Raw genomic sequence first — 23,003 nt, 5'->3', positions numbered from 1 at the left:
GGTGCATCACGCGCGGACCTGTGTAGGGCTTGGGAATCCCAGCTACTACCCCAGCAACGAGAGTGACGGACCGTCGGCTTGACGGGGTGCCAGCCCTACCGCAGTGACGGGGCTCCGCTGCACTCCACCCGAACCCCTCCCCCATCCTCGAAAACGGCCGCTTGCGTTCACCAATACCCCGCCAGCATACACGCGAACCCGCGACGACAGGGCGGAATTCGTCGACGCATCACCCGAGCGAGCGAATGCATCGACAGCGTGATGCATCATGGTCCTTGACTGTGTAGCGTTTGGGTCCTGAGAGCACCACCCTTGACCCTGACTCATATTCACCAGATGAATTCAGAATCGCGCGGCCTTGAATAGCCCAGCCACAGAACGGAAGCTCGATATGGGACTGCCGAAATTCGACGTGCGGAGGTACCGGAGCTGAATGGCCCCCGAGGCCATTCAGCGAAACCGCTCACCGGCCGGAGCCACGCTCCCATGCTGTTGAGCGTCACGGTCGGCACCACCCGAGACTCAGAGCCGATGGTGCCCTCCACGACCCGCACGGGAGCCGCCGGGCTGCACGCGAAGCTGCCTCAGCCACGGAGGGCTGCGTGCGCAGGAGCTGCAGGCCGGCGCGTGCCGGGTGTCGGCCGCGGGCCGGGGCCCGGAGCGCGCGCACCCGAGTGCCCCGCCTGTTGGTGCCGTCGGTGGGGGGGTGCCGGGACGACCCGAGGCCCTGGTGCGGGCTCGCGCGCGCGTGCGTCTTAGGGAAAAGAGGGGGCCTCGCGGAAACGTGCCCTGACCTGGGCTTTTCCGGAAGGGGATGTGTCAGCCGCAACACATTGACCTGCGGAAATGTGTCCGTGGTGCCACAGCGACACCCGTATTTGCCAACCCAGCTTGTACAAGTGTGGAACGTTGCTGGTGGGGCCGGGTTTCCAGGGAACACGGCCCGAATCCGTTGTGTCGGCGTCGACACCAAAGCGCCACGCCAGCGTGTACAAATCTGCCAACTGAGCTTGAACAACTGCTAGTGTCCGGCGCGTACCCCACAAGATCGAGGACAGGACCCCCGTCGATGCCTCCCCAGCCCAAGCGCCCTGCCGCCGGCCGCGGCAAGGGCCGCATCGCTGCCGTTCCGCCCGGTGGTGACAGCGCCTTCCGCGAGACCCTGTCCTCCAGGCTGGGCAAGGACATCAAGCCGCCGACCCGAAAGCGGGCCGTGCAGCAGATGGACGTCAGTGTCCGGTACACGTACCGCGCGCCCCACGACATGTACGGCCGGTCCGGATACAGCGTGGTCTCCAACGACTTCCTCGCGGACGTCCTGGCGGTGCTCATTGCGCAGCACGGCATGTCGCCGATCCAGTCCGCGGTCCTCCTGTGGTGCATCGGCCGGCAGCGCGAGGGGTGGCTGCGCGCCACGCACAAGAAGATCGCCGACAAGCTGGGCGTGGAGCGGTCGAACGTCACCCGGGCCATCGGCCGGCTGGAGCAGTGGCACATGATCCAGCGCGTCGACAACGGGCTGATCTTCGTGAACCCGATGCTCGGGTTCGAGGGCAATGGCGACGTTCAGCGCGAGATCTTGGACGCGCTGCGCGACCCGAAGACCGGGAAGCTGCCCGAGGACGTCTTTCCCGCCCTCAATGCCCCGCGGCCGCCGCGCAGCGTGCAGCTGGAGCTCGGTGCCGAAGACGGGGAAGATGGAGTTGTCGACGAGGAGGGGCAGGCATGCTGATCCAGGCCAGCGCCGGTTTCGGAATGCTGTACCGGCTGGACCTCACCAAGGCCGCCATGGAGCTGCTGAGCGCCCTCATCGAGCGCCAGGAGCCCGGGGGCGAGGTGAACGCCTCCCAGGCCGAGCTGGGGGCCCGCGTGGGCCTGTCCCGGAACTCCGCGAACACCGCGATGGCGCTGCTGGAGAGCCGGAACCTCGTACTACGCCCCAAGGACCGCAAGTACCGGACCTACTACCTCCACCCCTACGTCGCCTCCTACGCCTCCCAGGAGGAGCTGGAGGAAGCGATCGAGGACGCGTCCGAGCGCATCGAGGCCGGCGAGCTGCCCGAGATCACCGCTCCGCTGTACGAGACCGCGCCGCCCAGGCGCCAGAGCCAACCGCTCCGGGCCGTCCGCGCCGCCGGGTGACGCCGCCCGTCATCACCCCCGGGTGATATCCGACCGCGAAATGTGCCCCTGGCGCACAGGAATGTGCGTCGGGGGCACATTCGTCTGTTCCGAGCGGCGCGCACCCCGGCGCTGTATGCAGCAGCCGTGCATAGATCCCGCCCGGAACATCGCAGATCTGCGATCTTATGCAGCACTGGGGCGGGCCCACCGTCGTACTGGAGTCCGCGGAGCAGGAGCTGACGGCCGGGTGCAGCACGGCATGAGCAGCGCGTGCAGCGCTGGTCGCGCTGCATGGGCCGGGGCGCGCTGCTACCCGTACAGCACCTGTGTGCCGCCTGGCCCATGCAAATGCTGCGCTGCACCTCGGACACTGCCCTGCTGCATCCGACGACCACCAGGAGCACGAGCAGCAACTGGGCAGCAGCACCAGGAGCAGCGGCTACAGCACGGTGCCGTGCAGGGCGCGGCGGTCGCCGGACATCGCGTAGCGGCGCGCAGCGAGCTCGTGTTCGAGGGGCTCGCCGATCTGCTCACACAGCAGCGCCAGGACGTCGGCGGCCTCGATGTCGGAGAGGTAGGCCGGGGCGACTTCGAGCATCAGCTCGCCGATCGCGTGGGTGCTGGCGGCGAGGTCGTCGACGACGGCGCGCAGCGCGGCGACGGCCGGATCCGCCGGCGGATCGGCGGGCGGCGGTGGCGGTGCGGTGCGGACGTCGCGGACGGCCTGGCGGACCACGGCGTGCACCGTGACGGTGTCGAGGGCCTGGAGGCCGCTGTGGGCGAGCGTGGCGAGGCGGCGGGTGATCAGCTCCGCGACGACGTCCGCACGGCTGGAGACGGCGATCAGGGCGCGCTGGGACAGGCCGTAGTCGAGCGCGGCCGCGGCGGCGGGCTGCACCAGGGCGTGCGGGAGCACCGGCGCGAGCTCCGTCTCACAGCCTCACAGGCTCACAGTTCACCTCGTCTACCTGGGGAAACGGCCTGTGAGCCTGCCAGCCTCACAGCGTGACACCGTGCGGGGCGCGGGTCTGTCACGCTGATCCGCGACGGCGGGCGCGGGTCCGCCGCATGAGGCGAGGGGGGCCGGGTGGCGGGGATCGAGCGGGAGCCGGCGGAGGTGCGGATACCCAAGGCGGCGCTGGACGCCTTCGCCGCGGCGCTGAGCGTGCGCACGGTGGCGATGCGGACGTGGCCCGACGGCATCGAGTGGATGTACCCGGTGGGCACGTGGGACGAGGCGCACCTGGAGGTGGCGCTCATGCCCGGCGGCGAGGAGGTGTGGCTGCGGATGTCCACCGACCGCTCCAGCGTCGCCGTGTGGACCATCGAGCAGTGGTGGGCCTTCTCCGGGGAGCTGCCCGGCGCAACGCCGCCGCAAGCCTGAGACGCGAGGCCCGCAGCGGTTCGGCCGGTGCACGGACGGCGGAGGTCAGCGTGGCTCCGGCGGGCCCGGGTCGTTGGGCATCCGGCCGCACCGCAGGCCCTGCGGTGGGCTGGCCGCCGTAGCAACGCGAACGAGGACCGATGCCGAAGAAGCCCGCTCACGACCCGACGTACGGCTACGACCCGGAGACGCACACGGTCCGGATCGATCAGCAAGACCTGGCGCGGCTGCTGTTGATGTTCCGCTCGCTGATGCGCGAGCAGAAGCCGGGCTCGTGGGATCACATGAGGGACTACGACCTGTCCTTCGAGCGCCTCGCGGACGCCGTCGATGCCAGCTCGCAGATCCGGTACGGCAAGCGCTGGACGGGACCTGATCTGCGGATGCGCTGCACCACGACCGAGCCGGTGTACGACTGGCCGGAGGGCGCGCCGTACGACGGGGAGGCGACGTTCACCTGGATGGTGCCGGGCCACGGCTCGCACGCCACCGAGGACGATCAGGTGGACCTCTACTCGAACACGGCGCTGTGCGGGTTCTACTGGGTGAAGGGCGACAGGCCGCGCCGGGTGGAGGGCCTGCCGGACTGCCCGGAGTGCCGGCGCGAGGTCCAGCTCGGTGCCGAACGGCCCCGCGGCAGCTGGTGACTACCGGTTGCCGCCCGGGTGACTACCGCTGGACGGCCGTCGACGATGCGAAACGCCCCGACCCGGCAACTGCAATGCCGGGGTCGGGGCGTAGCAGAGCGACAGAGTCATTCTGCTGGTTCCTCTTCGCTGAGCAGCTTGATGAGATGTGCGAGTTCCTCCGGTTTGAGATTCTTTCTGAGTGCGCGCGCTGCTGACTCTGGCTTGGACACCGGCACGCTGATCGTGCGAGCCCGGAAGCCTCCCTGGACCATGGCTGCGTGCGCGCTCAGCTCTCCAGCCAGGACCCGGGCATGGAGTTCTGGCGCGTCCTTCTGTAGGCGCCGTAGTGCAGCTGCCTGCTTGGTGCTGGGAGGCGTTGCTTCACTGTTGTGGGGGTCGGGATCGCGAGAGGTTTTCTCGCCTCCTAGGGCGCGGTCGAGCAGGTCGAGGGCGGCTGGGTCATCAGCGACCATCCGCCGTACCAGGTCGACTGTCGCGCCCAGTCCTTTGAGAGGCGGAGTCGTCACGAAGTCGACGAAGTCCGTGTGCTGCACGACTTCACCGCGGACGGTCTCGAACTCCTGCCAGGCCCCTTCTTCCAGCACACGACTCAGAAGGGGCGGGGTGTGCTTCAGGCCGTGCCCGCCCCGGTCCACAGTCGACGAGAGCGCGTCGATGAGGCTTCCGCGGGCCCGGAGCGGGCTGGAATCGGTCACGTGATCTCCTTCAGCCACCGGTGAGCGAAGGCGGCACCGGTCTCGAGCTGCTTGATACTGGCATCCGCGCGCTTGCGGACGCCCATCGCCTCATTGATCTTGCCTTGTACAACCGCATGCTCAAGTTTCCCCACGATGCTGACCCGGCGTGCGAGGCGGCTCACTTCGTCCCGCTTGAGCTTGCGGAGCCGGAACGCGGGGGTACCTGCGTTGGCGTCCTTTGCGGGTGCCGAGGTCTCAATGGTGACGCGTGCTTGTGGGACTCCGAGCTGTTCCCTGACCATCTGGCGCAGGGAGGGCAAGGCGCTGGAGGGGAAGGAGTACTGCTGCAGCATGCGCTGGGCGTACTCGTGTTCCTCGGGTGTGTACTCCTCGCCGCCATGGATGGCCCGGTCGAACGTCGGCTCGGATGCGGCGATCGGGATCCTGGCGAACAGCTCGAAGGTCTGTTGCCCGTTGGACTCCTCTCCCTGTTCTTTCTCGAACTCCTCCTCTTCGAGCTTGAGTTCGTGTTGGATCTCCTTCTCCACCTGGGCCGCCAGGACCCGCAGGGGAGCGATCGCCGGGGCGAAGATGAGGGCGGGGTGCTCTTCGTCCTTCTTTCGGCGCACGAACCGGCCTACGGCCTGGCGGAAGAACATTTCGGTCTTGGTCTGGGTTGCGTAGACGCCCACGGCGAGACGCGGTACGTCGACGCCTTCGGAGACCATGCGCACTGCCACCAGCCAGCGAGCGGTGCTCTGGGCGAAGGCTTCGATGCCGGCGTTCGCTTCAGGGCCGTCCTCGCTGAGGACGACGGTGGGCCTTTCACCGGTGATCTCAAAGAGCATTTGCGCGTACGCCCGTGCCTGCGAGCCTCGATAGGCGATGACCAGACCCCCAGCGTTGGGGACTTCGGTGCGCAGTTGCCGGAGGGCGTTGTCGGCGTGCCCGAGCAGCTTGCGCATCCAGCCGGTGCCGGGGTCCAGAGCAGTCTCAAGGGCGGCCGACGCATCGCTTCGTTGAAGCTCCGCCGACAGGTTCGCGCTGGACGTGACGTGGTCCGAGCCCTGCCACTTCATCTCGCCGTCGTAGAAGTGGAAGTCGACCTGGCGGCAGACGCCGTCGCGGATCGCCCGGCCGTACCCGTAGGAGTAGTCGGCCTGGGACTTTCCGTCTTCGCCGTACTGCACGAACGGGATGGGGTTGTTGTCTGAGCGGAACGGTGTGCCTGACATCGCCAGTCGTCGGCGCGCAGGGCCGAAGGCTGTCTGCACCGCGGCGCCCCATGCCTTCTCATCACCGGCGTGGTGAATCTCGTCGAGGATGACCAAGGTCGGCCGTTGGCCGCAGCCCAGGCGGTGGAGATCCGGAGTCGAGGCGACCTGCGCATAGGTCAGGACAGCGCCCTTGTAGTCGGAGGGGTTCTCGAGTCCGTCCGCGTTCTTCGTGGAGGGATCGAGGGCGATGCCGCAGTTGTGTGCGTTGTCAGCCCACTGGACCTTGAGATGCTCGGTGGGAACGACGACGATCACGCGCGTGACGACGCCGGCAGTCAGCAGCTCGTGGGCCACACGGAGTGCGAAGGTCGTCTTGCCGGCGCCGGGCGTTGCGACGGTCAAGAAGTCGCCCGAGTTGGAGCCGAGGTAGGCATCCAATGCTTCGCGCTGCCAGCCACGCAGGCTCGGCCCAGTCCAACCCATGGATCGGTCTCCCTTGCTCAGGTTGCATGCCGGGCACAGCGCCTGGCCGTTGACTACGTCGGTAGGGCCGCCATGCGTCCACGCCTGTTTGTGGTCGGCGTGCCATCCGGGCAACAGGGGGGAGCCACAGGCTCCGCACTTGCCCCCAGAGGCGAGAAAGAGCGCCACTCGCTCGCTCGAGTTGAATGACCGACGTGAGTCACGGAAGTCTTCGGGCAACGCGAAACCCCTCTCGTAACAGCGCCGTTACGACGTGTCAGTAAGCCTGCCAGAGGGGTCTGACAATCGGGTCGTCCTCACGACATTTGGTGCGTCAGCCTTTGCAGGCGTCGCTGGACGCAGCCGGCCGTCTCACCAGCCGCGGCGCCCAGGACGCCCCAGGCCATCTGCTCCGCGTGCTCGGGCAGTGCGGCGAGCACCTTCGCCCTCGGTAGGTCGGCGGGAGGAGCTCCTTCTGCGGCATCCACCGATGATGGACCACCCCATTGACATCCCTCGCCCTGAAAGTCCTGCCGTCGGGGAGAACCCGTGCACCAAGGACCTGTTGGAGGCCTACGCTCCCGTCATGTACAGCAGCGCCTATCCCGTGCCGTTGACCGGTGGCGGCTTCCGGCTCGGAGTCTTCGACACCTCGGTGCTCACATCGGACGTCACTGCGGCGCTGAAGCGGGGCCAGCCGTCGTCGATCCTCGCCGGGATGCGGCACGGGACGCTGCGCGGGTTCATCCCTCACTACGTGTGGGCGGAAGTCCCCCGTGTGCTGGCCGACCGCAAGCGCGAGGGCGGCGCCTTCGATCTCGCCCGGGCGGAGCGGCTGTGGTGGCAGCAGTACGTGCCGCTGCTGCACGTCGTCTGTGTGGACGGGCTGCCCATGACGGCGGCCGCCCACAAGCTCGCCCACGAGGACCTGAGCGACGTCGGCATCCTCCAGCTCGCCGGCGTACTCGCCCCCGTCGTCCTGCTGGCCGCCGACCGTGACCTGATCCGCCAGGGCGTCGCCGTCCCGAACTGGGAAGCGATTCGGGCTGTGCTGGGGAGGATCGGCAAGGCGGAGGCGGGCATGCAGGGCAGCACCAGCACGATCGTGGGAGCCGGATACGGTCTGGCCGGAGCCGTGCGGCTGGCCCGAGCCCACCCGGTGGCCGCCACCGTGGCGGTTGCCGCCGCCGGCTCCTATGCGTACCTCAACCGCAGCCGGTTCTCCAGCGACACTCGCGCGAAGTTCGCCCGGTTCGGCACGGAGGCCTTCAAGATCCTGGGCGAGCCGTTCGTCCAGCACGAGGTGCACGGGCGCGACTGGGCTCAGGCGCAGCGCGGCACCGCTGGGGACGACGTGCTCTCGCAGGTCGCTCGCCTGCTCGCCCGCGCGCCCGAGCCAATGACCCGGACCGACATCCTCGCCGCGCTCCCCGCCGCGGTTCAGGAACCGCACCGCCGGCAGATGGACGGACTGGGGTGGCTCATGCACCGCTTCCCCGCCTTCCATCAGGCAGCACCCGGCCGATGGCAGCTCGGCAGGAACAACATGCAGATCACCGCCTCGCCTTGGGCGTAGAGGGGCGGAACGGCAGTGGTAGGCCATGCAGGACGCAGATGGCTACGATGCGAGACGACCTGACCCCGGCAGTTGCGATGCCGGGGTCAGGTCGTTGCCACCGGTGGCTATCCGAGCCAGGTGATGGTGAGGACGGACAGGCGGCGCAGGGGGCGGTTCACCCAGTAGGTGAGGGAGAGCTGGCCAACGGAGGCGTGCCGGACGTCCTCGCCCTCGGGGTCGTCGGTGTTCCACTGCCGGAAGCCCCACGGATCGGCCGAAGCGGCGTCCAGGACGTCCCACACCATGTCTTCGACGTGTTCGGGCAGGGTGTCGAGGACCTTCGCGGCCGGGGCGGAGAAGCGGACCGCGTACGGCTGCTCGGTCACTGGCGCCGCCCGCGGAGTTCTGCCATGTCGATGAAGTCGCTGTCGTCGTAGCCGGAGGCGACGAACGCGTCGACGGCCGAGGCGGAGGCGAGGCGGCCCTGCCACTCCTGGAGGACCTCGTACAGCGGCGCGAGGGAGAACGTGCGCCGCGATTCCTCGAGGGCGGCAGCCCACTCCCGCTCGAAGGCCGGCACCCAGGTGTCCGCGCGCCGGTCGGCGCGCAGCTGGGCGAGGAGTTCGGCCGGCGCCCCGGGCGCGGGGGCGTACGGCGTGACGGGTGCGTGGTCGGGCTGCGCGCTCATCTGGTCCTCCCGGCGGGTCGTCACCTCACGGTACGCGCGCCGGATCGCCGTGGATGCGGTCATGGGCAGATCCCTCCTGGGGGGTGAGGTGCGGCACGAGGGCGGGCCCTGGCAGTTGCGATGCCGGGGCCCGCCCTGTGGTGTGCCGACCAGATCAGGCGGCGGGGCTGAGGGCCAGGGTGTAGTGGCGGCCGGTGTCCAGGTGGACCGTGAGGGTGTCGCCGTCGGCGGTGGCGGCCCGGTAGGCGGGGTGGGCCAGGAGCGCGGGGACGACGACGTCGCGCAGCACGTCGGCGGCGGGGCCGTCGGCCGGGGCCGGGGCGCCGGCCGGGGCCTGGAACACCTCGCCGTCGGGGCCGTCCTGGAAGTCGAGCACCCAGGAGCGCCCGGCCGCGGTGAAGACGATGTCGCCCTGAACGCCGGAGTCGGTGACGCCGCTGATGCCCGGGTGGTCCTCCAGGACGTCGGCCAGGCGCACGGCCTCTTCGTCCACGGCGGTCAGTGGGCTCTTGGCGCGGTCGATAGGCGGAATTTCGGTGGTCACGCTTTTCGCTCCTAGTCAGTAATCCAGATCGAGGTAATCAATGTCGTTGATTGCCACGTCCGACAGTCCCATAGCGCGACCTCCGCCGTCCTGGAAATAGACCTCCTTGAACCCTTCGGCGATGATTCCGCGCATCTGCTGGTCGCTGGCCCCTGCGTCGCGGGCGTCGAAGAGGCGGCGGGCGTATTCCGGGGGAAGGTGCACGGTGAGTCGCCGGAACCGTCCGTCGTCGGTCGTGCCAACCGGCGCGGTGTAGCCGAACCGGGCCCGCGTCTCCACGGTGATCCCGGTGCTGGTGGCCGCCTGCTTCTGCCGGCGCTTGCGCACCAGCGGCTGCCACCGCTTCCGTACGGCGTCGTCGATCTTCGCGGCGACGTCGGCGCGGGCGTGCTTGCGGGCGCCACGCCGGTAGCGGTTGACGGAGTCGGCGGTGACTCCGAGCTCCGCCGCGACGGCCTTCGCGCTGCCGAACTGCTTGATCAGGAACCCGATCTGCCCCTTGAGGGTCTTGGGCGGCTCCTTGGTGAACGCCTCCCGGTCGGCCCGCTCGATGGCGTCCTCGATCTCTCCGGCCACGGCTTTAGCTCCCTTCGGGGGTGGGGTCCTGGCCGTCGGGGTCGACCAGCCGGAACCAGGTCTCGCGCGTCTCGCGCAGGTCATGCCGCCACAGCTCGAACCGCGGCGAGGCCCGGCGGGCGCGCATGGACAACTGCAGGGCCTCCATGCGCGCTTCCAGGCGGTCCAGCGTCCGTTCCCGCTCCGCGTCGGCCTCGAGGGACCGTGCGCCGCTGGTGTCGGTGACCACGCCTCTACTCGCCCTCGTCCAGGACGGCGTCGCCACCCTTGATGTGGCGGGCCGGGTTGAGGCCCTTCTCCATCAGCTCCACCGCCCACAGCATCGGCTGGACACCCTCCAGCTTCGCCAGGCCCGGCGTCGGCCCGAGGCGGAAGCCGCCCGGCTGCGGCTTGCCCGAGGCCGCGTAGGGGAGGAAGTCCAGCGGGCTCGCGCCCGGCGAGGGGTAGACGACGCAGTCGGAGAGCACGGCGAGCGGGAACAGCCCGGTCATCTTCGCCATGTTGTTGAGCTTGCGGTGCATGTTGACCCGGGCCTTGCTGATGACGGCGGCCCGGATGTCGGGGCGCCAGGTCGGCCGCTCCAGGGCCGGCCACCGCTCGCCCTCCTTGTAGTGCTTGCCCTGCGGGCGCTCGCGCAGCTTGCCGACGCCGCCCTTCACCGTGGCCTTGATGGCCGACAGGACGGCGGCCAGGGCCGGGTCGACCTGCTTGTGCTGCTCCATCGCGGCGAGGAAGGCGCGGTCGTCCAGGTCCTTGGTGACGCCGAGGTCGGCGAGGGTGTCGACGTACGCGTTCTTGAGCCGGTCGTGCCACGGATCCAGGTACGCGCCGGTCTCGCGGCGCAGGTACGCCTCGATCGGGTGGACGTCGTAGCCGAGCTCCTGGGCATAGGCGACGGTGTGCGTCTGGTACCAGGCCGGGCCCGTCGGCCGGGAGCCGTCCGGCGTGAACGGCGAGGGCAGGCGCGGGTCCAGCTCGATGTGGCTCAGGTCGACCAGCCAGCTCCCGGGGATCTTCGGGTTGAACTTCGGGGCGTGGAAGTGGTCCGGAGCACTGAGGCCGACGACCAGGCGGGCCGCGGCGGCGAGGAACGCGGTGTTGAGGTCCAGGCCGACCGCGAAGGGCATCATGCACTCCTCATCGCTGAGCGAGTCCACCGACCGCACCCACTGGTACGCCTCCTCATTGAGGAACCCGCCCGTCCAGCCGGACTGAACGACGACCGGGTGCTCCGGGGTGGCCTCCGGTGGCGCCGGGTCCATCGGCTCCGTCCCCAGCGAGCCAGGGTTGTAGGCCGACACCCAGTTGCCGGTCTCCTCATCGCGCTCCGGCTTCGTCGGCGGGCGCAGCGCCGTCATCAACTCCAGCCCGGAGACCGCCGTCGACCCGCGGGGGGTGATGACCCGGGTGGCGTACACACCGAGGACGCGGGCGATGTCGGCCGGCTCCATCTCCGAGACGCCGGGCCAGGACCGCTCATCGAGGGCGTCCCACGACAGGATCGCCAGCTGCACGCACTGCCGCTCGCGCCCCTGCGCCTTTCGGTAGATCCGCGCCCACGGGCCGAACCCGCGCTGCGTGAGCTGCCACTTGGCCTTCGCTACCTGCTTGACGACCGGGTGGTCCTCCGGCAGGCGCAGGGAGCGGCGCTGCTCGTGGCCCTCCAGGCGCTCGGGCAGCCCGAGCTTCACGGCGGCCGCGGCGGTGAGCACGATCAGCGGGTCGGAGTCCTTGCCGTAGCGGTTGAGCTTCGGCGCACCGAGGCCGGACTCGCGCAGCGTCCACTCCACCAGCTCCGGGATCGTGGTCGCCGGGCAGTCCAGCACGATCCCGTCGACGCCGTACGCGGAGCCGTCGCCGTCCAGCACGGCGAGCGGGCCGTGCGGGAAGCGCGGGTCGACAGCGGGCTTCGTCGCCTTCTTCGCTGCCGGGCGCCGCGACGTCGCCGGACGGGCGGGGCGCTCCGGAGCGGCCGGCGCGGCGGGAGCCTCCACCGGCGGGGCGGCCTTCGCCTCGGGCGCAGCCGGGCCCGTGAACGTCTCCGGCGTCACCGGCTGCGGCGCGGTGGCCGGAGCCACGGTGGCGACAGGCGCGGCGGGGGTGCCGTGGGCGGGGTACTTCGCTGCCCACCCCTTCAGCAGCCGCTGGTACGCCTCCAGGCGCGGCGACTTCGGCTCGGAGCGGCCGTTCTCGTAGTTCTTGACCGTCTGCGTGGTGGTCTTCAGCGCGGCCGCGAGGCGGGCCTGGGTGATGCCGGCGGCCTCGCGCAGTCGGGCGCGTTCTGCCGGGGGCGGGAGCTGCGGCTCCTCCGCCAGCAGTGCGTCGATGTTCGCGAACAGCTCTTCCTCGGATGCCATGCGTGGATCTCCTCTCGTGCCCCCACCCTAGCAGCATTTACCCTAGCTTTTAACTCATTTCTTTAACCCTGTCGGAGTGACTTTGTGGCCCGGGGTGGACGACCGGCGCAGGCCCTGGCTCACAGCTGACAGGCTCCGCGTGCGACGCCCTCACCTGGGGAAACGCGGTGTGAGGCTCATAGATGGCGGACCAAGTTGCCGAGAGATCACCCCGTCGGCCGGGCGGGCTCGCTACGGTGGCGACCATGGCGGATCAGAGCGAGGCGCAGACGCGGTCGGGACAGGCGCGGCTGGGTGCTGTCGGGGAGAGCGTGGCGAAGGTTCGAGACCGTGGCGAGGTGCTGGGCTTCGGGGTGGCGGCCGCGCTCTTCCTGCCCGGGGTCGCCTACCTCGGGATCACCAACGGCCACCAGTTCATCGCCAACGACTTCTTCGCCTTCATGTACTGCCTGGCCTGCGTCGGCTTCGCCTCGGTCCCGCTGATGGCGTGGCGCCGGGGCGGAGGCCGCTACGCCGACCCGGGCTTCGTCCGCTCCGCCTGGTTCCCGTGGCTGTTCACCACCGGGCAGGGCGTCGCCTACAGCTCCGCGCGCGGCGACGCGAACGTCTTCGTGCTGATCGTGGGTTGGAGCGCCTTCATCTACGCCGGGATGGTCGCCCTGTACTTCCTCGCCCGCGCACTCTGGGCCGTCGACGACCAGGCCGCCCCGTCCAGCACGGCAGCGCCCGGTGCCGGAGCACGGGAGCTTCGCACGCCGGAGTCCGACGGCTGATCAGTCGACGACGTGCACGGTGACGTACATGTCTCCGGGCGCGCCGCCGTTCTTGCCGGGGCCGCCGAGCTTGCGGATGCGGACCTCCTGGCCGTCCTTGAGGCCGGCGGGGATGCGGACCTTGTAGGTGTGCTGCTCGCGCACGATCCGGCCCTCTCCCTTGCAGGTGGTGCAGGACTGTGCCGCCTTCTCGTCTGTCCTGGTGGCGCAGGCGGGGCAGGTGTTGTGGGCGGTGATCCGCAGGGGGATGATCGCGCCGTCTGTGGCTTCAGCCCGGGTGACGAGCACCTCGGTGGCGATGTCCTTGCCGCGGCTGGGCGCGGCGGCTCCGAAGTGTCGGTCGTTGATCTCCTTGAGGACGTCCCGGACCTTCCCGGCGGAGGCTGGCCGCTGAGCCGGGTCCTTGGCCAGGAGTCGGTCGACGAGCCGTTCGAGTTCCACGGGCGCGTCCGGGCGCAGGGTGCGCAGCGGGGCGGGCTGCTCCTTGATGTGCTGGTTGACCAGGTGCCAGGAGGTGCCGGTGAAGGGCCGGCGGCCGGTGACCATCTCGTAGAGCACGCAGCCGAGCGAGTACAGGTCGGAGCGGTGGTCGAAGGTTCCGGCGAGTGCTTCGGGTGCCATGTAGGCCGGTGTGCCGATCAGGACACCGGTGGTGGTGACGTCGTGCCGTTCGTCGTTGCCCTTGGTGATGCCGAAGTCGACGACCGTCGCCTTGCCGTTGGACCTGATGATGATGTTGGAGGGCTTGATGTCCCGGTGCGTCAGGTCCGCATCGTGGGCGGCTTTAAGGGCGTCGGCGACGCAGGCGGCGACGGACAGGGCCTTGGGCAGGGGCAGTCTCCCGGCTTTCAGGACGGCGCTGAGCGGCTTGCCGGGCAGGAGCTCCATCACCAGGTAGGCGCAGGGCTGTCCGTTGTGTGTCGTGGAGCCGAAGTCGTGGACGGTGACGATGTTCGGGTGGGAGAGGCCGCCGGCGACTGCGGCCTCGCGGGCGAACCGGGCCACCTGCCGACTGTTGCCCGCATCCCCGGTGAGCACCTTGACCGCCACCAAGCGGTCGATCTTGGGATCGTGTGCAGCCCAGACCTGCCCGAACCCGCCCGCACCGATCGCCTCGATCAGCCGGTAGCGCCCGTCCAGCACGGCCCCTTCCCGCACGACTCCCCCTTCTGCACTCACCGCGACGCACGGTGTACCAGGCGTGTACCCGTCACGCTACGCCGTGACAACCACCAGTAACAGGGGGTGCTGGTCTGCTCAGGCCGTGTCGCGCAGTGCAGCCGACTGGGGGACGTCGGTCGGCGTCCCGGACTCCCGGGCCGCACGTTCTTGTCGGGCCCGGCGCAGGGCGGCGGCCTCGGTGGCCGCGGCCTGGCGGCGGCGCTGTGCACGGCTCACCTCGATCGAGGCCGGCGCATCGTCCGCGACGACGTCCGGTTCGGGGAACGCGCGGCGGCTCAGCTCCCGCATCGCCGCGGTCTGCCGTTCCACCGCTTCGGCGATGGCCGGGTCCACCCTCGACGGCCGGGCGGCCTGGCGGTGCGCTTCGATGGCGCGGCGGTAGCCGTCCGGCGGGGTCCGTCGCTGCACCGGCGCGGCGGGCACGGTCTGCGGAGCCGGGTCGTCGGCCGCCGTGGCGGGGCCGGCCTTCATGGGTGCGGGCGCCAGGACGTGCAGCGTGCGGACGTTCGCGCCCTGCACCTTCTCGTTGGCGGCCGCGACCAGCTTCGGCGCGCTCCAGCGCAGCTTCGTGCCGTACGCGGGGGCGTCGGGGGCGACGTCCAGGCGGCCGGTATCCGCGTCGAACGCCACCGCCTGGACGTGACCGGCGAGCTCCGGCGCGGCCGCGGCGAGGATGTCGTCGAACTGCGCGAGGACGCTGCCGCCGGCGGCCGGGGCGACCATGCCGCGCTCGGTCATCATCATGCTGATCGCGCTGCCGAGCCCGAGCGGCTCGCGGCCGTCGCGGCGTACGACCGTGCCGGTGCGCCGCTTCGGCTTCTCCTTCCGGGCGGCCCCGTTCTTCCGTGCCGCTTCCCGGGCCGCGACCAGGGCCTGGCGCGCGAGGTCGACCCCGCTCAGCTCGGTGCTCACGCGATCACCGCCCCGGCCGCCTCGCCGTCCAGCGGTCGGGCGGCGAGCTCGGGCAACCGGTCCGTCCACGGCTCGGGCACGGCCGCCTCGGTCCGGGCCGCAGCCCGCTCGCGCAGCTGCTCCAGCCGAGCAGCCAGCAGGTACTGGGCGGTGCGCTCTCGGGCCGCGTCGGCAGCCTTCGTCGCAGCCGCGACGGCGTCCGCACCGTGCGGGTTGTGCTTGTACCAGCGGCGGTTCTGCTCGGTCTTGTACGCCCGCCGCGCCTCCGCCTCGGCTTCCTCGGTCCGTCCGAGCCGTCCGAGGGCGCTGCTGCGGTACTCCGGCAGGGCCTGCTCCACGGCCTGGAGCGCGGTGAAGGCGAGCGCGGACGCCGCCAGGACCGGGTCCGCGTCCAGCGCGCCCGGCTCCATGAGCTCCAGGAACTCGCTCTGCGCCCGCTCGATGTCGGCCTCCAGCGATCCCCGGACGTGGGCGGCGACGGCGGCGACGTCGCCTGGCTCGTCCAGGTCGGCCGACCAGGTCGCGGCGATGAGCCCGGCCTCCACGATCGCCGCCTCGGTCCGGCGCCTAAAACCGCACGCCTCGCACAGGCCGGCCGACCGCTGAAGTCCGCAGTCCTCGCACGGCAGGGCCTGGCGCACCGCGTCGGCCGCGGCCGCGGCCTGGCGCTCGCGCTCCGCCCGCTCCTGGGCAGCCGCACGGGCCGCTTCACGTCGGGCCTGCTCCGCGCGGGCCTGCTCCCGCCGCCGCACGAAGTCCTCCGCCTCGATGGCCGCCTGCTCCCGCAGCCGCTCCTCGAGGACCCGGCGGCGCTCGCCCTCACTCAGGCCCGGCAGCTCCCGGTCGACCTCAGCCGCGATCTTCGCCCGCCTAGCCCGCCGGATGTGCACCACGTTGCCGCAGTTCTCGCACTCAGCCCCCGTGTCCAGCCGGATCCCGTCATCGCACCGGCGGTCCGAGCACGCCTGACGCTGCACCAGGCCACGCCGCATCAGCCACGGGAACGGGCGCTCCACCAGGGCCTCGCCACCGGTCTCCTCCAGCCGGTCGGTGAACCGGTCGACCAGCAGCCGCGGCGCCATCTCCGGCCGCTCCAGCATGCCTGCCAGCCGGGTCAGCTCCGCCTGCGCCGCCACCTCCACCTGGCCCTGCTGCCAGCCCGACAGCCGCTCCCACAGCCCTGCGACCGGCCCCAGAGCCACCCGCAGACCAAGATCAGCCGGAAGGCCCACCCTCCGCTGCTGCTGCGCCTTTTCCCACCCCACGGCCTTCGGCCGGCCACCGGCCACAGCCCCGGCAGCACGCTGCCCCTCACGCCCTTCGACCGGGGACTCTCCCGGCTTTTCCCCGCGCAGCGGGCCGTCCTCGGCCACCGGCGACGCCGACTCGGCAACGGCCGTCCCGCCGTCGGCGGCCTGGTCCTCGCGCACGCACGCGCGCTCCGGCCGACGGCCTTCAGCCCCACGGCCTTCGCCGGAAAAACCACAAGAGAGCTGCGGAGGAACTACGGGAGTAACCACAGAAGCGTGGTTTGCGTGGAGCTCTGCACCATCGGGACGCTCCTGATCCCCGGCCCTGGCCGCCTGCTCAGCACCACCGATCCCAGGCGTACCAAGGGCACCGTCAGCACCAGCGGGAGCATGATCTCCGCATGCACCAACAGGACGCTGCGAAAACACCGCACCGGACCCCGAAACAACCTCCACAGGGGCCAGGGCGCGGCCGTACGCGCGAGCCACCGGCAGCAGCATGACCCGGCCCCGACCGCGCATCCGCGTCGCCGTCGCCTTGTGCTGCCGCGCCACGACACCGGCCTCCGTCAGCCGCGCCAGCACCTTCCGCGCCCCCGAGGGCGAGCAGCCCAGCAGCCGCGCCAGCGTCGCCGCCCCGCGCCCCTCCTTCAGCTTCACCGAGCCGCCGCACAGCTGCAGCCAGCCCGACGCCCGGGTGTTCAGCACCATCAGTAGCAGCCCGAGCCGGTCGGTCGCCGCCCCCTTGCCCCGGCGGCCGGCCAGCAGCCCCGGCGGCGTCGGCTCCTTGTTCTCCGGCGTCCAGCCGTGCCCGAACAGAGCCTCCAGCAGGCGCAGCAGCGTCGCCAGCTCCGCCTTCGTCAGCGCCAGCGGGTGCCCCGCTCCCCCGCCGTGGTGGGCGTTCCACAACGGCATGACCAGGCAGTCCAACCCGGTCGGGTGCCCCTTCGCGTCCGTCACCACCCTCGTGCGCAGCGCGCCCGAGCCGCGCAGCACCGGCAGCACCTTGTGGTGGACCGTCGACTCCTTCACACCCATCCACCGACCGAGCTCCGAGCCCCAGATGGACGTCTGGAGGTCGTTCTTCTCGCCCTGCGGAGCCCGCGACTTCGCGTACAGCACCACCGCCGCCAGCTTCGGCGCGTCCTTCAGCCCGGCGATCGACGGATCCGACAGCAGCGCCTGGACCGCAGCACGCAGCCGCAGCCGCATCGCGCGACCGAGGCGCAGCGGGTCGTCCAGGCCGCCGTCATCCGACTGCCCGAAGGCCGGCACCGACCGCAGCGCGTTCCGCTGCCCGGGAAGGACCGGAGCGTCGACCATGGCGTCGTCGGCGAGCTCCGGCAGCATCATGGCCGCGCTCACAGAGACACCCCCCAGGTCAGACGGGCCGCCGAACCGGCGACATCCGTGTGACAGTGAAGGGGTGTGATGTACGTCACAATCCTGCCAGAAGGGACACCACAACCAGCAGAAATCACCCCCGGCGGGGTTGCGGCCTGGTCGTGGTCGACCTGACAAGACGACTCACGCTCGTGCACTATGGCGATACCGACCTTCCATATGGATCAACGCAGACGGGCCCCCTGGCAGGGGCCAGCTCGATGGCTCGTGTGGCGGGACAGGTGAGCCCCCTCCGTGAGGAGCGGGCGACAGGGCGAAGGCCAGAGGCGGATCTCCTTCCGTTGGCGGTTTTCGAACTGATGTTTCGAAGCCCTTGGCCGGGCCTCGGAACGAACCGCGAAGCCCCTTGGCCGGGGCCCGCGGGTGTTGCAATGGCGGCCCTGATTAGGGGCCGGTGGGAATGCAGCGGCTTGATAAGCCGCGGCTCAGAATCGGGAGCGAACCGAGATCTGAGCGAACCGCTCTGGGTGGCGAATCCAGGCGGTAGACGGGCCGCGCGAGGCCGAAGAGGATGGCGAGTCCACTTCTTGGCGCGCGCGGCCGATGGCCGCTAGGTCATCCCAACCCCCTGAATCCGGAGGATGGCGTCAAGCTGCGCGCACACAGCCCGGATGGTGTGATCGCGATGGAGGAACGGCGTAGCTGCGCGTGTAGTTCCGCGCGGGCGGGTAGCCTTCATCCCGCGAGCACCTCCCAACCAGGTGTGTCGCCCAACGAGGCGTAGCCCCGTTCGAGAAGCCCCAGTGGACCAGGCGCGGTCCCTGGGGTTCTCGTTGTTTTGGATCACTTCTGCACACAGCCTAGCCGTACGACCCGACAGATTTGCGGGACGAATTCGCGCAGAGTCCGAGGTGCCCGGAATGCCGCGCCCGCCAGACGGGATGCACGCAGAAATCTGCCCGCCACAAAGGAAGCTCATTGGCCGCCTCGCAGTTCGCGGAGGTGGGTGACGAACTCCTGGGCTTCGGAGGCGTGTCCGTAGTGAGTCTGAAGGGCTTGCCCGAGGTCAGCGGCCACCATCGCGAGTGAAGGCAGCGACTTCCGTTCCCCCGTCAGGGCCCGTTCGCCGTAGGCGAGTGCGGTGTCCAGGTCGCCCTCGCGTGCAGCGACCACCCCAAGCGTGACGCGGGCCTCCGCGATCCGCATGGGCGACCGCTCCGTCCCGTCGAAATCCGTGCCCGCCCGGATGACTTCATTGGCCAGCTGCTCCGCAAGCCGGTTCTCGCCCGACTTCCTGAGCGCGTCCATGCGGTAGAAGTCGTATTTCGCGGGGTCGACGACGAAATGGTTCTCGATGTTCTCGGGATACGGGAGCCGTTCCAAGATCTGGCGGCCTTGGTCGAGCGCGACCTCGGTCTGCGACCGGTCGCCCAACCTCGCCCACGCCTTTGCCTTTTGCGCGTACAGCTGCGCGGCCACGCTCTCGTTCGGCGCCACGGCGATGCCGGCCTCCGCGGCCGCGATGACGCCGCGGTAGTCGCCCCGCGTCAGGGCGAACCATGCCCTCATCTCGTGTGCCCAGCCCTGCACGCTCAGGTCCCCGGCCTCCTGACCGAGCATCAGCGCAGCCTGCCGGGTCGCCTCCGCGTCGCGCGGCCGGCCGGAGTCGTACTCGACGCAACCCACCAAGAGCGACAGCTTCCCAGCGAGCGCGATGATCTCGCGATGCTGCGCCAGGCTGACCCGCTGGTGCTGGAGGCCGACGACGCGGGCGAGCCATGCCTTGCCCTCCAGGAGCAACTGGTCGGCGGGCATGTACGCGTACTCGCAGCACAGCCGATCCGCAGTGATCCGCAACGCGTCCAGCGTCGCGACGTCCACATCCGAGGCCCGCAGCCGCGCGATGATGTCGACCGTGTCCATGCCGCTGACCTGCAAAATCTCAGCACGGCCGTCGCGCCGGCTGCGCTCGGGGAAGAAGGCGCCCGTGGTCGTACCGAAGGTCTGAGCGATCGCCGACCTGTACTTCGTCGGTTGAGCCTCGCCCGCCTCCCACCGCTTCCACTGGCGCAGCAGGTCCTGCTCGCTCACGACCTGGTCCTCCGGGAGCCGGGCCATCAGAGCACGCACGGCGTCGGCCTGCGACCAGCCCCGAGCAGCACGCTCATCCACCATCCGGCGAGCCCAGTCAGGACGCTCGTCAACCATCCGGCGAGCCCAGTCAGGACGCTCGTCAACCATCGCGCTCCCCTTCCCCGTACGGTCCAGCGGCGCAGCCTGCGCCCCGACAGGGTGATGCCCGCGGAGCGGAAGCCGGCCCTTCTGCGGCCGAGCATGGCACGGCCCCTTGATCGCGCGGAGGTGACAAGTGGCGGTGACATTCCGAATGTCACCGGCTGATGTCACTTTCCGCAGCCGAAGTACCCGAGCACGGTCATGGTCATCGAGTGCTGGGAGCTGTGGGCAGGAGGTAGAGATCAATGCGGGCCGCCATCCGTGGAAGGACGTGCACGGCGGAGCTTGGCCAGCACGTGCTTCGGGTCACCGTCGTACACGATGTGCGGCTCATCGCCGGTCGGCGGTTCGAAACGGCCCGCATGCCGAAGCAAGTCGCTCTCGCTGAACTCGATGCTGTTCGGGTCGATCAGCGAGTTCTCGTTGCGCTTCCGGATTCGGTCCCAGCGCACCTCGTGCGGCACAGGCAAGTAGATCAGGACGGGCTCGCCGCCAGCCTCCATCACAGTCGCGGCCCACTGCGCCCGCTCTTCTCGGGTCCAGAAACCATGGTCGACCACGGTGTCATGACCGGCCGCCAGGAGCTCCTGAAGCTCAAGAGCGATGTCCTTGAGTACGGGCGCCTCCCTGACCCTGAACTCCCCGCGCGGAAAGTCCCTGCCGTAGTGGCCATAACGGCGGAACATCTCCTCGTCAGGGCAGAGGCGCCGGAATCCGGCCTCTTCCAGGGCGCGAGCGAGCGTCGTTTTGCCAGCCCCCTGCAGACCAGTCATGAGGATCGCGCGAGGCGCGGGACCCGGACGGCCGGACATGGTGGCGGAGATGCGCGCGATCTCGAATCGTCCTTCCAGCGTGAGGGTGTCGGTGCGCTCGGCTCGAAGGAGCTGACCGAGGCGGCCTTCGAGGCAGGAGACGAGCGTGTCGTCCAGGTCGACGGCACTGTCCGGGGTCACGGCTGTGCCTCCGTTGTCGTGCGCCGGGTGCGGCCTGGTGCACCCAGGTCGACGCCGTACTCCAGCACCTCACCGTCGGTGTCCAGGAACTGTGCCGTCAGCACGAGGATCGCTGCAACAGTGCCGGCTTCCAACTCCAGCAACTCGAGGTCCTGCGGTGTGGCGATGCGAGCCGCCTCCTCGTCCACGCGCTTAACGACCTGGCGACCCGTGGCCCGAGCGATCAGGTCCAGCGAGAGGCCGCCCTTGAGTCGCTCACTTCTGGCCAGCTCCGGTACGGCCTGGACGAATTCAGCCGGGATCCATGACGTGGAGTGGGAGACGATGCCATGACCGTCGCGGTAGACACGGCTGCGGCGAATCACGTCGTCACCAGGCGAAATACCCAATACGTGAGCGACGTCCTCGGGAGCCGCCACTATGCCGGCGGTGTGGCCGGAGGATTTCTCTCCGACGCCCCACGACGACTGAGTCTTGCTGCTGCGGTCGTGACGCTCTGCCCCGGAGGAGAGCGAGATGGGACGCGCCATCACCTCGGTGCCGACACCCGGGATGCCCCGCACCAGCCTCTCTTCACGCAGCAGCCTCATCGCCCGGTCCGCAGTAGCGGTGCTGACCTCCCACTCGGTAGCCAGCGTCTTGATGCTGGGCAGGAGGTCGCCCGGCGAGAGCTCCCCGGAGCTGATCAAGTCGCGGTAGTGGCCCGCAATGCGCGCGTACGGCGGCCGATTGTCGGCTCGGGGTGGCCCTGACATGTGCCTTCGCCTCCTTCAAATTCCCTCTGGGTGCCTCACTATACCGCTTGACACCTGAGGGTACCTGATGCAACCTGATGTATGTAAGGCGTCGGTGATCCTCCGGGAGCACCGAGTGAGCACCACCGCAAGACCGCAGTAGTCGTCCGCCCTCCGGGGCGGCCGGAGTAGTCCTCAGCCCGCTGAAGGACGCGAGAGCACCATCGAACTCCTCCGGAGCCTGACGGCCGCGACGAACTGTGTGCACGTTGCAGCGCTGTGCGCTGTCTGTCTTGCGGGACGTCGGCCTTGTGCCGTGCGGCCCGGAGGGCGGAGAGAGCATCGCGACCCGCGTCCCCGCCACTCTGTTCTGTCCGTGAGGAGTTCAGATGTCTGCTTCGACTCTTGAGCGCACCGCTCGTCCCCGCCGCAGCCGGACCCGCTCCCGTACCGTCAACGCCCGGCCGGCGCTGGCCCTCTCCGCCCTCCGGCCCCACCAGTACGACCTGCGTCCCGCCTGTGCGTCGCTGGTCTGCCCCGACTGCGAGACGTGGGTGCCGATCACCGGCCTTCAGACCAAGAAGCCCAAGGTCGTGCCGCACGACACCGGCCGCGCGGGCAAGGACGCGGCCGTCCGGTGCCGTCTGGGCAGCAACCGCCTGGTCCTCGTCGACGTCACGGTCCGGAAGTGGGAGACGCGCCTGACGGACGGCAACTCGGAGACCGTGCACCGCCGCCGGACCAGCGTGCGGCGCAAGCCCAAGGTCGCGGTCGCCCCGGCCCTCAGCCAGATCGCCGCGCAGAAGCAGATGCCGGCGGCCGACGAGCCCGGCGACGGCCGGCCCCTGTGGCTGCTGCGCAAGGAACAGTGGGAGGCGACCGAGTCCGCGGTCCGCGACGCCGACACCCGCCGCGCGCAGCTGCCCGCCGGTGAAGCGCCGCTGGGTGCGCCGCCGGTGCCGCTCACGACGCTGCACCCCGAGCGCCGCGCCAACTGACCCGCTCCGGACGAACGATCACGGTCCTGGCCATCCCACAGAGGGGTGGCCGGGGCCGTGGTCGCTCGTAGCGCCCTTTCCCCTGTTGGCCTGACTTCTTGGGAGGACTTCATGCCCGTGCCGACCGATCCCCGGACCCCGCAGCAGCGCATCGCTGACCAGGTGGCTGCCGCCCGGCGACAGCTGACGCAAGAGGGTCTGTCCCGGTCGCAGCGCCGTGAGATCGCCGACCGTATCCACAACCTGAACGAGCAGGCACGCCGCTTCGGTGCCTGATGCAGCCTGCGCTGCCCGTCGGTCACCACGCTCTCCGGGGTGGTGGCCGGTGGAGTGCGCAGGACGCACTCACGCGACAAACCCCCAGGGATTGGCCCCCTGGGGGTTC

Annotated in this window: 23 protein-coding genes and 1 pseudogene; 8 read left to right on the top strand and 16 right to left on the bottom strand. The window is 70.1% G+C overall.

Features of this window, described 5'->3' with window-relative positions; translation table 11 throughout:
• Window positions 1-1,069: 1,069 nt before the first annotated feature.
• Window positions 1,070-1,732 carry a MarR family transcriptional regulator gene (locus ACPXCS_RS37190; RefSeq protein WP_366112662.1) on the top strand — a complete coding sequence of 221 codons (663 nt, stop codon included), beginning with the start codon at window positions 1,070-1,072 and terminating at the stop codon, window positions 1,730-1,732.
• Entirely contained in the window at window positions 1,726-2,142 is a 417-nt protein-coding gene (locus ACPXCS_RS37185; RefSeq protein ID WP_425971209.1) for a hypothetical protein, read from the top strand. The genes ACPXCS_RS37190 and ACPXCS_RS37185 overlap by 7 nt, the downstream gene beginning before the upstream one ends.
• A gap of 421 nt (window positions 2,143-2,563) precedes the next feature.
• Here the strand turns inward: ACPXCS_RS37185 and ACPXCS_RS37180 are convergent, their stop codons facing one another.
• Window positions 2,564-3,040, bottom strand: a complete 477-nt coding sequence (locus ACPXCS_RS37180; protein WP_425971207.1) for a hypothetical protein — start codon at window positions 3,038-3,040, stop codon at window positions 2,564-2,566.
• A 171-nt stretch (window positions 3,041-3,211) separates the two neighbouring features.
• Between ACPXCS_RS37180 and ACPXCS_RS37175 the strand changes: the two genes are divergently transcribed.
• Both ACPXCS_RS37175 and ACPXCS_RS37170 read left to right on the top strand, forming a co-directional pair.
• Window positions 3,212-3,508: a hypothetical protein gene (locus ACPXCS_RS37175; RefSeq protein WP_425971205.1), complete on the top strand. Its 297-nt coding sequence runs from the start codon at window positions 3,212-3,214 to the stop codon at window positions 3,506-3,508.
• 140 nt (window positions 3,509-3,648) lie between these two features.
• Window positions 3,649-4,155 carry a hypothetical protein gene (locus tag ACPXCS_RS37170; protein ID WP_425971203.1) on the top strand — a complete coding sequence of 169 codons (507 nt, stop codon included), beginning with the start codon at window positions 3,649-3,651 and terminating at the stop codon, window positions 4,153-4,155.
• 107 nt (window positions 4,156-4,262) lie between these two features.
• Here ACPXCS_RS37170 and ACPXCS_RS37165 read toward each other — a convergent pair whose 3' ends face one another.
• The 3 genes and pseudogenes from ACPXCS_RS37165 to ACPXCS_RS37155 form a co-directional block, all read right to left on the bottom strand.
• Window positions 4,263-4,853 carry a hypothetical protein gene (locus ACPXCS_RS37165; RefSeq protein WP_425971202.1) on the bottom strand — a complete coding sequence of 197 codons (591 nt, stop codon included), beginning with the start codon at window positions 4,851-4,853 and terminating at the stop codon, window positions 4,263-4,265.
• The gene (locus tag ACPXCS_RS37160) at window positions 4,850-6,535 is read right to left on the bottom strand and encodes a DEAD/DEAH box helicase (RefSeq protein WP_425971214.1); all 1,686 of its coding nucleotides are present in this window, start codon (window positions 6,533-6,535) and stop codon (window positions 4,850-4,852) included. The genes ACPXCS_RS37165 and ACPXCS_RS37160 overlap by 4 nt, the downstream gene beginning before the upstream one ends.
• 15 nt (window positions 6,536-6,550) lie before the next feature.
• Window positions 6,551-6,703, bottom strand: a pseudogene (locus tag ACPXCS_RS37155) (HNH endonuclease); the annotation flags it as partial.
• Window positions 6,704-7,100: 397 nt separating this feature from the next.
• Between ACPXCS_RS37155 and ACPXCS_RS37150 the strand changes: the two are divergent.
• Window positions 7,101-8,090, top strand: coding sequence for a PIN domain-containing protein (locus ACPXCS_RS37150; RefSeq protein WP_425971200.1), 990 nt, complete (start codon window positions 7,101-7,103; stop codon window positions 8,088-8,090).
• Window positions 8,091-8,197: 107 nt separating this feature from the next.
• On the opposite strand, the gene ACPXCS_RS37145 is transcribed toward ACPXCS_RS37150, so the two are convergent.
• The 6 genes from ACPXCS_RS37145 to tap all read right to left on the bottom strand — a co-directional run bounded on the left by ACPXCS_RS37145 (window position 8,198) and on the right by tap (window position 12,237).
• Window positions 8,198-8,458, bottom strand: a complete 261-nt coding sequence (locus tag ACPXCS_RS37145) for a hypothetical protein (RefSeq protein ID WP_161367573.1) — start codon at window positions 8,456-8,458, stop codon at window positions 8,198-8,200.
• Complete coding sequence (locus ACPXCS_RS37140; RefSeq protein WP_425971212.1) at window positions 8,455-8,760, bottom strand: DUF6247 family protein; 306 nt, start codon at window positions 8,758-8,760, stop codon at window positions 8,455-8,457. The genes ACPXCS_RS37145 and ACPXCS_RS37140 overlap by 4 nt, the downstream gene beginning before the upstream one ends.
• Before the next feature lie 154 nt (window positions 8,761-8,914).
• A complete protein-coding gene (locus ACPXCS_RS37135; protein WP_425971198.1) occupies window positions 8,915-9,304 on the bottom strand; it encodes a hypothetical protein in 390 nt (129 codons plus the stop codon).
• Between the two features lie 15 nt (window positions 9,305-9,319).
• A complete protein-coding gene (tpg, locus tag ACPXCS_RS37130; RefSeq protein ID WP_425971196.1) occupies window positions 9,320-9,880 on the bottom strand; it encodes a telomere-protecting terminal protein Tpg in 561 nt (186 codons plus the stop codon).
• Window positions 9,881-9,884: 4 nt separating this feature from the next.
• Window positions 9,885-10,109, bottom strand: a complete 225-nt coding sequence (locus ACPXCS_RS37125) for a hypothetical protein (protein WP_425971195.1) — start codon at window positions 10,107-10,109, stop codon at window positions 9,885-9,887.
• A gap of 4 nt (window positions 10,110-10,113) precedes the next feature.
• Window positions 10,114-12,237: a telomere-associated protein Tap gene (gene tap / locus ACPXCS_RS37120; protein WP_425971193.1), complete on the bottom strand. Its 2,124-nt coding sequence runs from the start codon at window positions 12,235-12,237 to the stop codon at window positions 10,114-10,116.
• 245 nt (window positions 12,238-12,482) lie between these two features.
• Between tap and ACPXCS_RS37115 the strand changes: the two genes are divergently transcribed.
• Window positions 12,483-13,010 carry a hypothetical protein gene (locus ACPXCS_RS37115; RefSeq protein ID WP_425971191.1) on the top strand — a complete coding sequence of 176 codons (528 nt, stop codon included), beginning with the start codon at window positions 12,483-12,485 and terminating at the stop codon, window positions 13,008-13,010.
• On the opposite strand, the gene ACPXCS_RS37110 is transcribed toward ACPXCS_RS37115, so the two are convergent.
• From ACPXCS_RS37110 to ACPXCS_RS37085, 6 genes are all read right to left on the bottom strand, one after another.
• Window positions 13,011-14,168: a protein kinase domain-containing protein gene (locus ACPXCS_RS37110; RefSeq protein ID WP_425971190.1), complete on the bottom strand. Its 1,158-nt coding sequence runs from the start codon at window positions 14,166-14,168 to the stop codon at window positions 13,011-13,013.
• A 99-nt stretch (window positions 14,169-14,267) separates the two neighbouring features.
• Window positions 14,268-15,104 carry a DciA family protein gene (locus tag ACPXCS_RS37105; protein ID WP_425971189.1) on the bottom strand — a complete coding sequence of 279 codons (837 nt, stop codon included), beginning with the start codon at window positions 15,102-15,104 and terminating at the stop codon, window positions 14,268-14,270.
• A complete protein-coding gene (locus ACPXCS_RS37100) occupies window positions 15,101-17,719 on the bottom strand; it encodes a hypothetical protein (protein WP_425971188.1) in 2,619 nt (872 codons plus the stop codon). Before ACPXCS_RS37100 ends, ACPXCS_RS37105 begins: the two co-directional genes overlap by 4 nt.
• A gap of 954 nt (window positions 17,720-18,673) precedes the next feature.
• Window positions 18,674-19,939, bottom strand: a complete 1,266-nt coding sequence (locus tag ACPXCS_RS37095; protein ID WP_425971186.1) for an XRE family transcriptional regulator — start codon at window positions 19,937-19,939, stop codon at window positions 18,674-18,676.
• 236 nt (window positions 19,940-20,175) lie between these two features.
• Window positions 20,176-20,886, bottom strand: a complete 711-nt coding sequence (locus tag ACPXCS_RS37090) for an AAA family ATPase (RefSeq protein WP_425971184.1) — start codon at window positions 20,884-20,886, stop codon at window positions 20,176-20,178.
• Window positions 20,883-21,641, bottom strand: coding sequence for a GntR family transcriptional regulator (locus ACPXCS_RS37085; protein ID WP_425971183.1), 759 nt, complete (start codon window positions 21,639-21,641; stop codon window positions 20,883-20,885). The genes ACPXCS_RS37090 and ACPXCS_RS37085 overlap by 4 nt, the downstream gene beginning before the upstream one ends.
• A gap of 368 nt (window positions 21,642-22,009) precedes the next feature.
• Here ACPXCS_RS37085 and ACPXCS_RS37080 point away from each other — a divergent pair, with 368 nt between their 5' ends.
• A complete protein-coding gene (locus tag ACPXCS_RS37080) occupies window positions 22,010-22,618 on the top strand; it encodes a hypothetical protein (protein WP_425971181.1) in 609 nt (202 codons plus the stop codon).
• 111 nt (window positions 22,619-22,729) lie between these two features.
• Window positions 22,730-22,894 carry a hypothetical protein gene (locus tag ACPXCS_RS37075; protein WP_331740979.1) on the top strand — a complete coding sequence of 55 codons (165 nt, stop codon included), beginning with the start codon at window positions 22,730-22,732 and terminating at the stop codon, window positions 22,892-22,894.
• Window positions 22,895-23,003: the final 109 nt, after the last annotated feature.

Source organism: Streptomyces sp. DT190, from assembly GCF_049846985.1.
GTDB lineage: Bacteria > Actinomycetota > Actinomycetes > Streptomycetales > Streptomycetaceae > Streptomyces.
This window is presented reverse-complemented; position numbering and strand designations above follow the sequence as displayed.

Coding starts and splice junctions, on each gene's coding strand:
- ACPXCS_RS37140 (WP_425971212.1), bottom strand. CDS start 8,760: ATGAGCGCGCAGCCCGACCACGCACCCGTCACGCCGTACGCCCCCGCG.
- ACPXCS_RS37185 (WP_425971209.1), top strand. CDS start 1,726: ATGCTGATCCAGGCCAGCGCCGGTTTCGGAATGCTGTACCGGCTGGAC.
- ACPXCS_RS37115 (WP_425971191.1), top strand. CDS start 12,483: ATGGCGGATCAGAGCGAGGCGCAGACGCGGTCGGGACAGGCGCGGCTG.
- ACPXCS_RS37160 (WP_425971214.1), bottom strand. CDS start 6,535: ATGGGTTGGACTGGGCCGAGCCTGCGTGGCTGGCAGCGCGAAGCATTG.
- ACPXCS_RS37095 (WP_425971186.1), bottom strand. CDS start 19,939: ATGGTTGACGAGCGTCCTGACTGGGCTCGCCGGATGGTTGACGAGCGT.
- ACPXCS_RS37085 (WP_425971183.1), bottom strand. CDS start 21,641: ATGTCAGGGCCACCCCGAGCCGACAATCGGCCGCCGTACGCGCGCATT.
- ACPXCS_RS37080 (WP_425971181.1), top strand. CDS start 22,010: ATGTCTGCTTCGACTCTTGAGCGCACCGCTCGTCCCCGCCGCAGCCGG.
- tap (WP_425971193.1), bottom strand. CDS start 12,237: ATGGCATCCGAGGAAGAGCTGTTCGCGAACATCGACGCACTGCTGGCG.
- ACPXCS_RS37170 (WP_425971203.1), top strand. CDS start 3,649: ATGCCGAAGAAGCCCGCTCACGACCCGACGTACGGCTACGACCCGGAG.
- ACPXCS_RS37075 (WP_331740979.1), top strand. CDS start 22,730: ATGCCCGTGCCGACCGATCCCCGGACCCCGCAGCAGCGCATCGCTGAC.
- ACPXCS_RS37190 (WP_366112662.1), top strand. CDS start 1,070: ATGCCTCCCCAGCCCAAGCGCCCTGCCGCCGGCCGCGGCAAGGGCCGC.
- ACPXCS_RS37150 (WP_425971200.1), top strand. CDS start 7,101: ATGTACAGCAGCGCCTATCCCGTGCCGTTGACCGGTGGCGGCTTCCGG.